General features: G+C 55.9%; 14 protein-coding genes, 2 tRNA genes and 1 pseudogene. 10 read left to right on the top strand and 7 right to left on the bottom strand.

The window, feature by feature from the left end; genetic code table 11:
• Window positions 1-36: 36 nt before the first annotated feature.
• Window positions 37-1320 (bottom strand): NAD(P)/FAD-dependent oxidoreductase, encoded by a 1284-nt coding sequence (locus D8779_RS18170; RefSeq protein ID WP_136665881.1) that lies wholly within the window; start codon window positions 1318-1320, stop codon window positions 37-39.
• Between the two features lie 184 nt (window positions 1321-1504).
• Between D8779_RS18170 and D8779_RS18165 the strand changes: the two genes are divergently transcribed.
• From D8779_RS18165 to D8779_RS18120, 10 genes are all read left to right on the top strand, one after another.
• Window positions 1505-1581, top strand: a tRNA-Val gene (locus D8779_RS18165).
• A 242-nt stretch (window positions 1582-1823) separates the two neighbouring features.
• A complete protein-coding gene (gene thrS, locus D8779_RS18160; RefSeq protein ID WP_136665880.1) occupies window positions 1824-3746 on the top strand; it encodes a threonine--tRNA ligase in 1923 nt (640 codons plus the stop codon).
• Window positions 3746-4297 carry a translation initiation factor IF-3 gene (infC, locus tag D8779_RS18155; protein ID WP_171970586.1) on the top strand — a complete coding sequence of 184 codons (552 nt, stop codon included), beginning with the start codon at window positions 3746-3748 and terminating at the stop codon, window positions 4295-4297. The genes thrS and infC overlap by 1 nt, the downstream gene beginning before the upstream one ends.
• Window positions 4298-4357: 60 nt before the next feature.
• Entirely contained in the window at window positions 4358-4552 is a 195-nt protein-coding gene (rpmI, locus tag D8779_RS18150; RefSeq protein WP_136665879.1) for a 50S ribosomal protein L35, read from the top strand.
• Window positions 4553-4577: 25 nt separating this feature from the next.
• A complete protein-coding gene (rplT, locus tag D8779_RS18145; protein ID WP_053121417.1) occupies window positions 4578-4934 on the top strand; it encodes a 50S ribosomal protein L20 in 357 nt (118 codons plus the stop codon).
• Between the two features lie 95 nt (window positions 4935-5029).
• Window positions 5030-6046 carry a phenylalanine--tRNA ligase subunit alpha gene (pheS, locus tag D8779_RS18140; protein ID WP_136665878.1) on the top strand — a complete coding sequence of 339 codons (1017 nt, stop codon included), beginning with the start codon at window positions 5030-5032 and terminating at the stop codon, window positions 6044-6046.
• Between the two features lie 38 nt (window positions 6047-6084).
• Complete coding sequence (pheT, locus tag D8779_RS18135) at window positions 6085-8463, top strand: phenylalanine--tRNA ligase subunit beta (RefSeq protein WP_136665877.1); 2379 nt, start codon at window positions 6085-6087, stop codon at window positions 8461-8463.
• 3 nt (window positions 8464-8466) lie between these two features.
• Complete coding sequence (gene ihfA / locus D8779_RS18130) at window positions 8467-8769, top strand: integration host factor subunit alpha (protein WP_069900301.1); 303 nt, start codon at window positions 8467-8469, stop codon at window positions 8767-8769.
• Window positions 8750-9106 carry a MerR family transcriptional regulator gene (locus D8779_RS18125; RefSeq protein ID WP_136665876.1) on the top strand — a complete coding sequence of 119 codons (357 nt, stop codon included), beginning with the start codon at window positions 8750-8752 and terminating at the stop codon, window positions 9104-9106. Before ihfA ends, D8779_RS18125 begins: the two co-directional genes overlap by 20 nt.
• Window positions 9107-9194: 88 nt before the next feature.
• Window positions 9195-9271: transfer RNA gene (locus tag D8779_RS18120), tRNA-Pro, on the top strand.
• 73 nt (window positions 9272-9344) lie between these two features.
• Here the strand turns inward: D8779_RS18120 and D8779_RS18115 are convergent.
• From D8779_RS18115 to D8779_RS18090, 6 genes and pseudogenes are all read right to left on the bottom strand, one after another.
• Window positions 9345-9590, bottom strand: a pseudogene (locus D8779_RS18115) (tyrosine-type recombinase/integrase); the annotation flags it as partial.
• A complete protein-coding gene (locus D8779_RS18110) occupies window positions 9564-9737 on the bottom strand; it encodes a hypothetical protein (RefSeq protein WP_240789769.1) in 174 nt (57 codons plus the stop codon). The pseudogene D8779_RS18115 and the gene D8779_RS18110, both read right to left, overlap by 27 nt.
• 523 nt (window positions 9738-10260) lie before the next feature.
• Entirely contained in the window at window positions 10261-11079 is an 819-nt protein-coding gene (locus D8779_RS18105) for a hypothetical protein (RefSeq protein ID WP_136665875.1), read from the bottom strand.
• Between the two features lie 31 nt (window positions 11080-11110).
• Entirely contained in the window at window positions 11111-12697 is a 1587-nt protein-coding gene (locus D8779_RS18100; protein WP_136665874.1) for an asparaginase domain-containing protein, read from the bottom strand.
• A 31-nt stretch (window positions 12698-12728) separates the two neighbouring features.
• Window positions 12729-13616 (bottom strand): hypothetical protein, encoded by an 888-nt coding sequence (locus D8779_RS18095; RefSeq protein WP_136665873.1) that lies wholly within the window; start codon window positions 13614-13616, stop codon window positions 12729-12731.
• Window positions 13613-14434: a C45 family peptidase gene (locus tag D8779_RS18090; protein ID WP_136665872.1), complete on the bottom strand. Its 822-nt coding sequence runs from the start codon at window positions 14432-14434 to the stop codon at window positions 13613-13615. Before D8779_RS18090 ends, D8779_RS18095 begins: the two co-directional genes overlap by 4 nt.
• Window positions 14435-15077: the final 643 nt, after the last annotated feature.

Raw genomic sequence — 15077 nt, 5'->3', positions numbered from 1 at the left:
GCACCCGAGGGTGCCGTTTTGTATGGGTTGTATTGTTTAGATGCCCAGCTTGTCACGCAGGGTGTAATACCAGGCGCCCAGTGCGCTGAACGGTACTTGGAATAAGCGACCGCCTGGGAATGGGTAATGCGGCAAGTCGGCAAATGCGTCGAAGCGTTCGGCCTGGCCGCGCAATGCTTCGGCCAGCACTTTGCCGGCCAGGTGTGTGTAAGTCACGCCGTGGCCACTGCAACCTTGCGAGTAATAGATATTATCGCCCAGGCGACCCACTTGCGGCAGACGCGATAGCGTCAGTAGGAAGTTGCCGGTCCAGGCGTAGTCGATCTTTACGTCCTTCAGTTGCGGGAAGGCTTTGAGCATCTTCGGGCGAATGATCGCTTCAATGTTTGCCGGGTCGCGTGCGCCGTAAACAACGCCGCCACCGAAGATCAGGCGGTTGTCGCCGGTCAGGCGGTAATAGTCCAATAGGTAGTTGCAGTCTTCGACGCAGTAATCTTGCGGTAGCAAGCTTTTCGCCAGCTCAGCAGAAAGCGGTTCGGTTGTGATCACCTGTGTGCCGCATGGCATCGATTTGGCCGACAACTCAGGCACCAGATTGCCCAGATAGGCGTTACCCGCTACGACGATGAACTTGGCTTTGATTCGGCCGTTGGGGGTGTGCACGACGGGGTTGGCACCGCGGTCAATGCGGATGGCGGGTGATTGCTCATAAATCACCCCGCCCAGCGACTCGGCTGCTGCCGCTTCGCCCAACGCCAGGTTGAGGGGGTGGATATGGCCGCCGCTCATGTCGAGCATGCCGCCGGCATAAATGTCAGTACCCACCACTTCTTGTATGCGCTTGGCATCCATCAGCTCTAGTTGGGTGTGCCCGTAGCGCTCCCAGAGCTTTTTCTGTGATTCCAAGTGCTTCATGTGTTTTGAGGTGTTGGCGGCAAACACGCCGCCGTCCTTGAGGTCGCACTGAATGTTGTACTTGGCGATACGCTCACGAATGATTCGGCCGCCTTCAAACGCCATATCGCCGAGCAGCTGTGCCTGCTTGGGCGCGCAGCTGCGCTCGATTACATCGATATCACGGCTGTAGCTGTTGACGATCTGTCCGCCATTGCGGCCCGATGCGCCGAAGCCGACTTTGGCTGCTTCGACGATGCTCACTTTGAAACCGTTCTCCAGCAGGGCAATAGCGGTAGACAGGCCGGTGTAACCGGCGCCGATGATGCACACGTCAGTCTCGACGTCGCCATTCAATTCCGGGCGGGCCGGTACCGAATTGGCTGAGGCCGCGTAGTAGGATTGTGGATAAGCTGTGTGCGCCATTTTGCAACCTCTGTTCTTTATTTTTTACGAATGGACAGATGCTACCTGAGTTAAAAATGTCCGGCTAGTGACCCGTGTGAAATATTAAACGCACTATAGAACAGTAAAAAATTCATCTATTCAGGCAGTTAGCGAAAAATATGTTGACTCTTTTTATCGCGGCCGTAGAATGCGCACCCATCGTAGGCACGTAGCTCAGTTGGTTAGAGCACCACCTTGACATGGTGGGGGTCGTTGGTTCGAGTCCAATCGTGCCTACCAGATTTGGTAGAAAAAAGGGTCGCTGATGCGGCCCTTTTTTTGTTGGGTCCTTGTTCGTAGGCCATGCCTTTGCAAGCATCCGTGCTTTTAGTTGTTGTTTAAACCTCCAGTGACTGCGGTTCGGTTTTGGTTTGGCTTACAGGCTTCTGCTTTTGTATGGCAGGTTTACCGACGAATCGCTTACTGGCTCATCCCAACCCATGTGGCCTTTGGTAGAGGTCACCACTAGGAGAGGAGGCGCCATGCCCATCATTACTCTTCCCGACGGCAGTCAGCGTCCATTCGATCACCCGGTATCCGTACTCGAGGTGGCGCAATCCATTGGCGCAGGTCTAGCCAAGGCTACAGTGGCCGGTAAGGTCAACGGTAAGCTGGTCGATGCATGTGACTTGATTGACAGCGACTCAACCCTGCAGATCATCACGCCAAAAGATCAGGAAGGGCTCGAAATCATTCGCCACTCCTGCGCGCATTTGATTGGTCATGCGGTCAAGCAGTTGTTTCCTACGGCCAAGATGGTGATTGGGCCGGTCATTGATGACGGTTTCTACTACGACATCGCTTCTGAGCGTCCTTTTACTCTAGATGATGTGGCGGCTATCGAGCAGCGCATGCAGCAGCTGATCGAGAAAGATTACGACGTCATCAAGAAAGTCACCCCGCGCGCAGAAGTTATTGATGTGTTCACTGCCCGTGGTGAGGACTACAAGCTGCGTCTGGTTGAGGGTATGCCGGATGAGCAGGCGATGGGCCTGTACTACCACGAAGAATACGTCGACATGTGCCGCGGCCCGCACGTGCCGAACACGCGCTTTCTCAAGGCCTTCAAGCTGACCAAGCTGTCCGGTGCTTACTGGCGCGGCGATGCCAATAACGAGCAGTTGCAGCGTGTGTATGGCACGGCTTGGGCGGATAAGAAGCAGTTGGCGGCTTATATCCAGCGTATCGAAGAAGCCGAGAAACGTGATCACCGCAAAATCGGCAAGCGCCTTGATTTGTTTCATACCCAGGAAGAAGCGCCGGGTATGGTGTTCTGGCATCCAAATGGCTGGACCATTTATCAAGTGCTAGAGCAGTACATGCGTGGCGTGCAGCGCGAAAATGGTTACCAGGAAATCAAGACGCCGCAAATTGTTGACCGTGTGCTGTGGGAGAAATCCGGGCACTGGGGTAACTACGCTGACAACATGTTCACCACTCAGTCGGAGAGCCGCGAATACGCGATCAAGCCGATGAACTGCCCGTGCCATGTGCAGGTGTTCAACCAGGGTCTGAAAAGCTACCGCGAGTTGCCGCTGCGTTTGGCCGAGTTCGGCTCTTGTCATCGCAATGAGGCGTCAGGTGCGCTGCACGGCATCATGCGTGTGCGTGGCTTTACTCAGGACGATGCGCACATCTTCTGCACCGAAGAGCAGGTCAAGAAAGAGGCTGCGGACTTCATCAAGCTGACCTTGCAGGTCTACGCCGACTTTGGCTTCAGTGACGTAAAAATGAAGCTTTCCACGCGCCCTGCAAAGCGCGTGGGTGATGATGCGTTCTGGGATCGTGCTGAGGAAGCGCTGGCCAATGCATTAAATGAGGCGGGCTTGCCCTGGGAGTACTTGCCGGGTGAGGGGGCTTTCTACGGCCCGAAGATCGAATTTACCCTGCTCGACTGTCTGGGTCGTGCTTGGCAGTGCGGTACCTTGCAGTACGATCCGAACATGCCGCAGCGTTTGGATGCGAGCTATGTGTCCGAGGATAACAGCCGCAAAGTGCCGGTCATGTTGCACCGGGCAATTCTCGGTTCGTTTGAGCGCTTTATCGGTATTTTGATTGAGCACTACGAGGGTGCATTCCCAGCTTGGCTGGCGCCGACCCAGGCCGTGGTGATGAATATCACGGACAAACAGGCCGATTTTGCCCTCGAAGTGGAAAAAACGCTCAATCAAAGCGGCTTTCGTGCCAAGTCTGACTTGAGGAACGAGAAGATAGGCTTTAAAATCCGCGAGCATACTTTGCTCAAGGTTCCCTATCTCTTGGTTATCGGAGATCGGGAAGTTGAGACGAAAACTGTCGCTGTGCGCACTCGTGAAGGTGCTGATCTGGGCTCAATGCCCATCACTCAATTCGCTGAATTTCTTGCGCAGGCGGTTTCCCGGCGTGGTCGCCAAGATTTGGAGTAATCATTATTAAGCGTGAAATGAGACAAGATAAACGAGCTGCACCGAAGGCCCCGATCAACGAGAATATCTCGGCACGCGAGGTTCGGTTAATTGGCGCGGAAGGTGAACAGCTTGGGATTGTGTCAATTGAAGACGCGCTTCTTAAGGCCGAAGAGGCCAAGCTGGATCTGGTAGAAATTTCTGCCGATGCAGTGCCACCTGTTTGCAAGCTGATGGACTACGGCAAATCGATCTTCGAAAAGAAGAAGCAGGTTGCTGCTGCAAAGAAAAACCAGAAGCAGATTCAGGTTAAAGAAATCAAGTTTCGTCCAGGGACGGAGGAAGGGGATTACCAGGTAAAACTACGCAACCTGGTACGTTTCCTTAGTGATGGGGACAGGGCCAAGGTATCGCTTCGATTCCGCGGCCGTGAGATGGCGCATCAGGAGCTGGGCATGGAGTTGTTGAAGCGGGTTGAAGGTGACCTGCTTGAATACGGCACCGTTGAACAGCATCCAAAGATGGAAGGACGCCAGCTGATAATGGTCATCGCCCCCAAAAAGAAGAAGTAACCAACAGGGCACGGCAGGCCTTGCGGTTATATTTATCAACTGAATGCGGAGTATCCGAACATGCCAAAGATGAAGACTAAGAGTGGTGCAGCCAAGCGTTTTCTCAAAACCGCTAACGGCTTTAAGCACAAGCACGCTTTCAAGAGCCACATCCTGACCAAGATGTCCACTAAGCGTAAACGTCAACTGCGGGGCAGCTCTATGGTGCACCCGTCTGACGTAGCAAAAGTGGCGCGCATGCTGCGCGTTCGTTAATCGGTCAAGATAGAGGAAATTACTCATGGCTCGTGTTAAGCGCGGCGTTATTGCTCGCAAGCGTCACAAAAAAATTCTGAAACTCGCTAAAGGTTACTACGGTGCGCGTTCACGCGTATTCCGCGTTGCCAAGCAAGCGGTCATCAAGGCAGGCCAGTACGCCTACCGCGACCGTCGTCAGAAAAAACGTCAGTTCCGCGCTCTGTGGATCGCTCGTATCAACGCTGGTGCTCGTGTTAACGGTCTGTCCTACAGCCGTTTCATTGCTGGCCTGAAAAAAGCGTCCATCGAGATCGACCGTAAGGTACTGGCTGATCTGGCAGTGAACGAAAAAGCGGCGTTTGCTGCGATTGTCGAGAAAGCGAAAGCCATACTGGCTTAAGTCCCCGACAATCACCGGGCTCGCCCGGTGCTAAACGTCACCAATAGGGGAAGAGCCTTAAAGCTCTTCCCCTATTTCGTATCTGGAGTTTGTAAATGGAAAATCTGGATGTGCTGGTCTCGCAAGCGCTTGAGGCCGTTAGCCACACCGACGATGTGAATGCCCTTGAGCAGTTGCGGGTTCACTATCTGGGTAAAAAAGGCGAATTGACTCAGGTGATGAAGACCTTGGGCAATCTGTCGGCAGAAGAGCGCCCGCAAGCCGGTGCGCTGATCAATGCTGCAAAAGATCAGGTTCAAGATGCCCTGAATAGCCGTAAGGCAACGCTGGAGCAAGCTGCGCTGAGTGCCAAACTCGCCGCTGAAAAAATTGACGTAACTCTATCCGGTCGTGGCCAGACCTCCGGTGGTCTGCACCCGGTAACTCGCACGCTGGAGCGTGTTGAGCAGTTTTTCACCCGCATTGGCTACGGCATTGCCGAAGGCCCGGAAGTGGAGAACGACTACCACAACTTCGAAGCGCTCAATATTCCCGGTCATCACCCTGCGCGGGCGATGCATGACACCTTTTATTTCAATGCGAACATGCTGTTGCGTACCCATACTTCGCCGGTACAGGTACGCACCATGGAGTCGCAGCAGCCCCCGATCCGTATCGTTTGTCCGGGTCGTGTGTACCGTTGTGACTCTGATATCACCCATTCGCCGATGTTCCATCAGGTTGAAGGGCTGTTGGTCGATGAGGGCGTGAGCTTTGCTGACCTCAAGGGCACTATCGAAGAATTCCTGCGGGTGTTCTTCGAGAAACCGTTGGGCGTGCGTTTTCGCCCGTCATTCTTCCCATTCACCGAGCCATCGGCTGAAGTCGATATGCAATGTGTAATGTGCAGCGGCAAAGGTTGTCGCGTGTGCAAGCAAACCGGCTGGCTAGAAGTTATGGGTTGCGGCATGGTCCATCCGAATGTGTTGCGCATGTCTGGTATCGACCCGGAAAAATACTCCGGTTTTGCTTTCGGCATGGGTGTCGAGCGCTTGGCGATGCTGCGCTATGGCGTTAACGATTTGCGCCTGTTCTTCGATAACGACCTGCGATTCTTGGCGCAATTTCGCTAGAGCCGCATGACCGTAACCGAATTGTTGAGGAGAGCAGGATGAAATTCAGTGAACAATGGCTACGTGGTTGGGTGAACCCTGCGGTTTCCCGTGACGAGCTGGTGGCGCGCCTATCCATGGCGGGCTTGGAAGTGGATAGCGTTACGCCGGCTGCTGGTGTTTTCAGTGGCGTAGTAGTGGGTGAGGTACTCAGTACCGAACAGCACCCAGATGCCGACAAGCTGCGTGTGTGCCAGGTCAGTAATGGTGTGGAAACCTTTCAGGTAGTGTGTGGCGCGCCGAATGTGCGCCCCGGCCTGAAAATTCCGTTCGCCATGATCGGCGCCGAGTTGTCGGGCGACTTCAAGATTAAGAAAGCCAAGCTGCGTGGTGCTGAGTCCAACGGCATGCTCTGCTCGGCCTCCGAGTTGCAAATCAGTGACGATAACGATGGCCTGATGGAGCTCCCCGTCGATGCGCCGGTAGGTCAGGATATTCGTGTTTATCTGGAGCTGGACGATACCAGCATCGAAGTTGATCTGACGCCGAACCGGGGTGATTGCCTGTCCTTGGCGGGCCTGGCGCGTGAGGTGGGTGCTTTATACGACGCACCGGTAACGCGTCCTGTGATCAGTGCGGTAGCGCCGAGCCATGACCAGGTGCTTCCCGTTGAGGTTATTGCTACGCAAGCCTGCCCACGTTATCTGGGCCGAGTCGTGCGTAATGTTGACCTGTCCAAGTCGACTCCGTTGTGGATGGTTGAGCGCCTGCGCCGCGCCGATGTGCGCAGCATCGATGCCGTCGTTGACGTCACCAATTACGTGATGCTCGAATTGGGTCAGCCACTGCACGCGTTCGATCTTGCTGAGATCAAGGGCGGTATTCGCGTGCGTATGGCCGAGGAGGGTGAGAAGCTCGTTCTGCTCGACGGTCAGGAAGTTAGCCTGCGTGCAGATACGTTGGTCATCGCCGACCATGGCCGTGCTTTGGCAATCGCGGGTGTTATGGGTGGGGAACACAGCGGCGTTAGCACGAGTACTCGCGATCTGTTCCTCGAAAGTGCGTTTTTCGACACCATTGCCATCGCCGGCAAAGCGCGCTCCTATGGTCTTCATACTGATGCCTCGCACCGTTTTGAACGTGGCGTGGATTGGCAGTTGGCGCGTGAAGCGATGGAGCGTGCCACGGCACTGTTGCTGGATATTGTCGGCGGTGAGGCTGGGCCGATCATTGAGGTTGTCGATCAGGAGCAGTTGCCGAGCATTGCCCCGGTGACGCTACGTGCTGAGCGTGTCGAGCAAATGCTTGGCCTGAAAATAGATGATGCCGAAATTGTCCGCTTACTGACTGCTTTGGGGTTGGGTATTACCGCTGCTGGAGAAGGGCAGTGGCAGGTCGGCGTCCCGAGTCATCGTTTCGATATCAGTCTGGAAGTTGATCTAATCGAAGAGCTTGCGCGGCTATATGGCTACAACCGCTTGCCGGTCCGCTATCCGCAAGCGCGTCTAGCTCCACAGGCCAAGGCTGAAGCTGCAGTCGAGCTGCCTGCGTTACGCCGCTTACTGGTTGCCCGTGGTTATCAGGAGGCGATCACCTACAGCTTTATCGATCCAAAACTGTTCGAGTTGTTCAATCCAGGCGTTGCGCCGCTGATGCTGGCCAATCCGATCTCCGCAGATATGGCAGCAATGCGCTCTTCTTTGTGGCCGGGTTTGGTCAAGGCGCTTGAGCACAACCTTAATCGTCAGCAATCACGTGTGCGTCTATTCGAAAGTGGTCTGCGTTTTGTTGGTCAGCTCGAAGGGCTGAAACAAGAGCCGATGCTGGCGGGTGTTATTTGTGGCGGACGTTTGCCAGAAGGTTGGGCTCACGGCCGTGATGACATCGACTTCTATGATGTGAAAGCGGATGTCGAAGCGTTGCTTGCCAGTGCTGGCGCAAGCGCTAGTTTTGACTTTGTGCCGGGTGAGCATGTGGCTTTGCATCCAGGGCAGACTGCCCGCATCGAGCGAGAAGGGCGTCTTGTCGGCTTCCTTGGGGCGATGCATCCTGAGCTGTCTAAGGCGCTAGGTCTGGATCAAACGGTGTTTATGTTCGAACTGGTACTGGGTGAAATCACTCATGGCCGCATGCCGCAATTTCATGAATTGTCGAAGTTTCCGGAGGTGCGCCGAGACTTGGCCTTGCTGGTCGATCGTGATGTGCCTGCACAGGAGTTACTTAACGCTATTCGTGAAGCCGCAGGCGAGTGGTTGACTGACCTCAAGCTATTTGACGTGTATCACGGTAAAGGCATTGATCCAGATAGAAAAAGCCTTGCCGTTGGCTTGACCTGGCAGCATCCATCGCGCACTCTTAATGACGATGAGGTGAGTACCACAACGCAAAATATTCTCACCTCCCTGGAACAAAGGTTCAACGCCACGTTAAGGAAGTAGCGTATGGGGGCTCTGACGAAAGCTGAGATGGCGGAACGTCTGTATGAAGAGCTGGGCCTGAATAAACGGGAAGCCAAGGAGTTGGTGGAGCTGTTCTTTGAGGAGATCCGCCAAGCGCTGGAGCTCAACGAACAGGTCAAGCTCTCGGGGTTCGGTAACTTTGATCTGCGCGATAAGCGTCAGCGCCCCGGTCGCAATCCAAAAACAGGAGAGGAAATTCCGATCACGGCTCGCCGTGTGGTGACTTTCCGTCCAGGCCAAAAACTTAAAGCCAGGGTCGAAGCGTATGCTGGAGCCAAGTCATAACGACGAATTACCAGTAATACCCGGTAAGCGCTATTTCACCATTGGTGAAGTGAGCGAGCTTTGTGCAGTAAAGCCGCACGTATTGCGCTATTGGGAGCAAGAGTTTCCTCAGCTCAATCCAGTTAAGCGGCGCGGCAACAGGCGTTATTATCAGCGTCAGGATGTGCTGATGATTCGTCAGATCCGTGCGCTTTTGTACGATCAAGGTTTTACCATCGGCGGGGCGCGCCAGCGTCTTTCTGGTGATGAAGCTAAAGATGACAGTACCCAGTACAAGCAATTGATCAAGCAGATGATTACTGAGCTTGAGGATGTACTGTTAGTGCTTAAGAAATAGCTACCTTCTCAAAAAGTTTCCACATTTCAAAAGCTTAATGTATAGTTCGCGGCGTTTCCGGGTGTCCGGGAATAGATTCACGCCTAGTCGGGGCGTAGCGCAGTCCGGTAGCGCACTAGCATGGGGTGCTAGGGGTCGAGTGTTCGAATCACTCCGTCCCGACCATATAATTCAAGCATTAGAGCCTGGTCAGTGATGACCAGGTTTTTTTGTGTCAGGGGCTTTTGCGGGGCTTTTTTCATCCTGCCTTCCTCCTCAGTATTGTCAGCGCCGGCCCACGTGGGTCGGTAGCCGATATATTGTTGGCTTCATCAATCAGCTTGCCCAGCTCTGCACCCGAGTAGTGGCTGGTGATGCTGCCGTTCTTGTGGCCTAACAGGGCTTTCCTGTCTTCCTCAATGACTCCTGCGGCCCTTAGTCTTCGACCGAAGGTGTGCTTCAGGTCGTGGACGCGTATCTAGGCGAAGCCTGCGGGAGCGGGGCGCGGATCTTGGACGTAGTCGGCCAGCGAGGTATGGCAGCCGCAGTATTCTTCCTCAGCCGCTTTGCGCGCCTCGTCGATATCGTTGAAGTGGGTGAGTAGGGCGCCACCGAACTCAGGGTAATCCTCGTAGGCAATGAGGACGCGCATCTGAAAAACCTTAGCTTCTTGATGCCTGGCAGGTCGTGCATCTCTCGCTCTTCTACGACTTGCTGTGCACGGCTGTATACGGCACACGGGCGTATGACCGGGATCAGTGGTCAGGCCAAGCCACTATGGCTTGGCCAATCAATGGCATTCAACGCCTAGAAGAGATCACTGCGCCGCTACTGATACGCGCTGGTGAAGCCATGGGGATCAAGCCAAAAACGGCCCGGGACAACACCGGAAACTTGTAGACGGTGTGCGCATAGCCGCACCGAAGCTGCTGGATGAGGTAATTCAACAGAATGCAGAGCTCCTGCAGGATAGGCCGGAGCTTAAGGCCACATTAGGGGACGAAGTCCGGCTGTTGAGGAGCATTACTGCAATCGTCATCAGTGAGATGATGGCTCAACTGAATGAAGGCCTGTAAGACCTCCATAGTGATCACAGGAACTGAGAGCAGGCAGGTTCGACCCGGAACATAGCCCAGCCACCTTTGGCCACTGGGCTTTTTGCCATTGGTGTTGGATTAAATAATCTTCACTCCGCTTTCTGGGACAAACATAAAGCAGTAGAAGCCGTACTCAACCAACAGCTCGCGGCTGTCGGTGCTGGAGACCGGACCTTGGTTGACTTGCCAGTTGGCTGTCACGGGGTTATTGATCGGGTTACCGGCAAAATCGAAGTTGGTCACTTGGTCGGAACCGTCCTTCTGCGACCAGCTGTCGCAAGCGCCGGATGAGTTGTCACAGCGCGCCCAATGGTAGTCGCCCGGCCAGTTGGCATCACCCGCCGTTGAGACCATCAGCGCGACAAAGTGTCCGCCTAGGTAGCCAGCCCCCAAGTTGCTTGGCGGCTGTGGATTAGTGCCCTGCTTGCTGGACTTGAACGCAAGCAGCTGTTCGAGGCTGGTGCCGACCAGCTCCAGCCCGTCCTTAACTGCGTAGCTGCTGACCAGCGCTCCCAGATCGGAGAAGGGCTGTTGAAAGTTTGCGGCGGTGAGCAGATAGCCGCTCTGCCGCCCTGGCTGAGGAAAGGTGTTCGGGGTGATGTTGCAGCCGTAGGCGTAACAGTTGTTGTTGGGCTGGAACCGGAATGACATGAAGTTGCCCTGGCAGTCCCCTGCGGGGTCGTAGCGACCGGCTGCCTCTCCATATACTGTGGCCGAATATTGTGGCACGCCGATGGTTTTCTGTTCGGGCACACTAATATTTACTGGGATAACCGTGGGGGCGATGTAGTGCTCGTCCGGTACCGCGCCCAGTACTGAGGCTCTGGTGGTTTGGTGAAAGAAATCCTGGGGCGCAATAACACCGCTGAATTTAAAGGGACGTGCTGAGCTGCTCATGGCGTATTCCTTTTCGCTGGGTGGATTGGGACTAAGGGTAGAGCTGGCTGGCGCTGACCATGCTGGAGTAGTTGTACACCTGCATGGTTAGGCTGTTGCTTGGCGCAGAACTCGCGTAATGGCCGCTAATAACCAGGCGCGAAGACGCACCGCCAAACTGGCCAGTGTCGCTGGCCCAGATGGCCTGGTTGTTGCGGTTGTAGAACACTAGGTTGCCGTCATCCTGCATGCGCAGGCGACCTGGCAAATCACTTGGCTGGAGTGTGATGGGGAGGCGCCACAGTGGCGTGTCCTGGCCGCTGGCTCGCAGTAGCGGACCTTGGTCTGGGGTGTTGGTCAGGCTGGCGCTGCCATCCAGGGCGCTGATGCTCTGGTTGGGTAGCAGTTCGGCGTTGATCCGGCTGTCGAGGTAATTGACGCTCTGCATCTCGCCGGCCAGGTTGGTTTGCAGCAGGGTCTGCACCTGCTGCCGCGTCCAGCCGTTGGCTGCGGCGGCTGCCATCAGAATCATCAACTTTGCCAGGGCGGCCATGGGTGTCATGTCCGCTGGCGCCAGGGCGCCTACTTGCGGGAGCCAGGCGCCTGAGGCATAGGCGCTGTTGTTCACCGTGCCAGCCAAGACCTGGGTGCAGTCGACTAGGTTGACGCTGCTCTGGTTGGCCTGACTCAGCGCCTGGTAGATGGCCCCGGCGCTGGGTGTGTCCGGGTTGCCGGAGGGGAAATTACCTTCGCCATAGGACTCCAGAATGATGCCGCGTGCCCCGGCCGTAACCACAGCGTTTATCAGCGTGGCGAGAAAGGCGCTGGGTGGTGAGATGCTGTAGGGCGCGGGGAATGCGTTCAACTGAACAATCGGAAAATTATTGATGCAGGCCGTTATTTGGTTGAGCTGGTTTTGCTGGCCGGCCATTACGCTGGGGCTCTCCAGGCTTAGGCTCGCGTGCACGGGGCCGGGCAGGCAGGCTGCGTTGTTAAGCGTCAGACTGATGCCATATTCGGCCAGGGCCGGGTAGTTGGGAGATGAGAAAGCATCGAACTGGCTTGCGTTGGTTTTAACCACGCGGTTGCCGCGGTAGAGGTGGTTGTGAAAGTACACGCCCACCTCGGCAATACCGCTTTGTGCGGCCGCGACTGCGCCACAGAGGTTCTGATAAGCGTCGGTGTTGAAGTTCAGGCTTAACGCTTGGTCGCTGCTGGCCTGGTAATACAGCGGCACCTGCGAGCCGGTGATGATCACCGGCTTGTTCAGCACAGCGGTGGCATAGCCATTGGCGTCGAAGCTGTTGAGCAGAAACGCCAGCGCGGCACCCGAGAAGTCCATGCTGTCGGTACCGTGGAGAATGACGAAACCGTCGTAGGCGGCGTAATTGTCCAAGACACCTTGGGCCATGATGCACCAATCGGTGGGTTGCAGATTGGTGCTGTCCAGGGTTTTGCTGGCCGACTCGGGGAAACTGATCTGGGTCAGATAGCCGACGCTGAGGTCAGGGAATTGCTGCTGCAGGATTGGGTTGAGCAACTGCTCACTGGCCGCTGCAAAGGCCGTGGCACTCATCGGTGCCAGCGGGTCGCCGACGCAGCTGATAGTCCCGCCGGTATTGATAATCGCGATACGCATAGGGTGCCTCCTGGCAAGTCTCGGTCGTGGCTTAACGTTGGGTCAGCAGGACCTGGCGTAGCCGCACGAAACTGGGCGCAGTAGTTCGCTTCAAGTGCTGGGCGCTGAGACTGACCACAGGGGCCATAGCGATGGCGAAGGCGGCACCCAGCTTGAGTTGGTCGGAGAACCAGGGGGCCTCGTAGGCCGGGGTGGTCGACCAGTTCTGCCGGATTTCTTCGCTCTGCAAATTGACGATGTTGCTGAACGCCGTGTTGGGGTCTTGCGGGTCTTTGCGAAACTGCAGGGCGATTTCCGCTAGTTCGACCAGTTCAGCATGGGTAAAGGGCAGGCCGGCGTCGCGAATCTGCACGGGCGGCTGCTCCTGGCGACGCATGATGCAGTACACCGTTTGCCCGCCGCAGGTTGGATCACGCTGGTACAGCTGCAGGTCGTAGGGTTGGTTGGTGGCCACGGCGCTGCCATCGCCGGAGTAACTCACGCCGAAATCGCCACGGTTGTCCTGCCGAGGGTCACCCTGCAAAAGCGCCAGTTCGCATTTCACGACACGGCTGCCGAGTTGGTCAATACGGGCCTGCAATTGGCTGGCATTGGCCTGGGCGGTGCTGTTGTCAGGAGGGTTCGCACCTTGAGCGAATACTTGCCAGCTGTTGGCGGGCTGGGCGGCGATCAGATCGAAGAAGGCGTCGATGCAGGCAGGGCTGTCGAGGTGGGCCAGGGTCAGGCTGTTGCGGTCATCGAAGTTGCTGACCACAGCGGTGATGATGCAGGAGGTGGCACTGTCGGAGTAGGCCGTCAGCGGGGTGTCCGTCAGCACGAAGGTCTGGTAGTTGCCCTGGTCGACATAGAAGAACCCTTGCGTGGGTGGGGCAATAGACGATTGGTCGGCGAGCTTGAGGCTGATGTCGATGGGGCTCATGACAGGATCTCCGGAAACAGGCTGAGGGGGTTGGTCTTCGGGTTGCCGTTGATCTGGTACTCACACTGCGCGCTGCCGGCACTGGAACTGAACAGCGCGCTGGCCTGGGTGTGAAATTCGATGCCCAGGTAGTCAGTTTCACGGCAAATCGAAAGCTCTGTTTCTCCGTAGTACTGGTCGCTGAGCAGGGTTTTAATGCCCTGATTGCTAGGGTCGACTTGGAGAATGGTTTCGGCGCGCTGCAGGCGCAGGTAGGTGCTGTGATTCGCCGCGTAGTCCACGGCATTGGGTTGCAGGCGAAAATTGTTGGTTGAAACGAAGAAACCACCCGTTCGCTTGATCAGGCGCACCGAGTCCTGGTTAAACGGGTTGGGCATGTACTCGATCAGAATGCTGATCGGCTGCGTCTTCTGGGGATCTGCCCAGCCGCTGATCAAGGAAATGTCCGGTGCTGGAAATGGCGTGTTGCCGCCTGTGTTGCGATAGAAATCAATCAGGCTTTGCGCCGCCTCGGTGGCGCTGGTATGGCTGCTGATGCTGGCCTCGTAAGCGGCAAACAGGGCCTCGGCTTGGGCGCTGCTGGCGTAATAGTTGGCCGCGGTGGTGGTGTAGGTGTCGGCGGCGACAAACGCTACGCCATGGTCATTGACCCCGGCCCAGATCCCCGCGCTGCCCTGGCGCGTCATGGCTATATAGCTATTTACGCCATTGCTGCCGGCCCGCACATCAGGCGAGTTGAAGACGGTGACAGGGATCAGGTCACACTGTTTGAAGGTGTGGATGCTGCCGCCGTCAAAGACGGTTCCGATGGTGCACATAGGGAGTTCCTTTCCTGTTTGCGAGATAGGGACGAGCGCGCGCAATCGGTCTCAGGCATAGGGTGAGCCGACAAAGCGCCAGGGGTGATTTCTTACGATAGGAATAGTTTTGGCGGTGCAGAACCGCCAAAAGAAAGCGAGAGGCAGAGGCGCGGCCTTGCGCATGGGGGACATAGCTCGAACTCCTTTTCAAGGTTCCCAGAGCGTAGTCCAGTCTGTGTGGATGCCAAGTATCCGGACAGGCTGGACTACCTGAAGCCTGAGGTTTCTACGAAATTATGAGCGATTCAGTTTAGGGCTGAGAGCTAGGGGGTAGCAGGGGTGGGGGAGGTGTGGCGCAGAGTCCCTGAGCTCCTCAAGGACTTTTGCGGGGAAACGTTGACAGTCGTTAGATTTCGTGGGGCTTCGGAGCTGTTCGCTGGCGTCATTTGTAGGTCGTATGCTTATTGCGCCCGATCGAGTGTTCATGCTTCGCGCCAGGCACATCTTTTGCTGATTGATACTGAAGGAAAGTCTTAATAAAGGATTGACCTTCTATAGTTAATCCCTATAATTCGCACCTCTTCAGGCGTACGCGGCTCCTTAAACTCCTTGTAAAACAAGAAGTTAGATTTAAAAGAGGGGTTGCAAAGCAGCGAAAGCT

Origin of the sequence: Pseudomonas leptonychotis, from assembly GCF_004920405.1 — a bacterium.
GTDB classification, from domain to species: Bacteria; Pseudomonadota; Gammaproteobacteria; order Pseudomonadales; family Pseudomonadaceae; genus Aquipseudomonas; species Aquipseudomonas leptonychotis.
The sequence above is the reverse complement of the archived record's forward strand: the minus strand, read 5'-3'. Positions and strand labels throughout refer to the sequence as shown.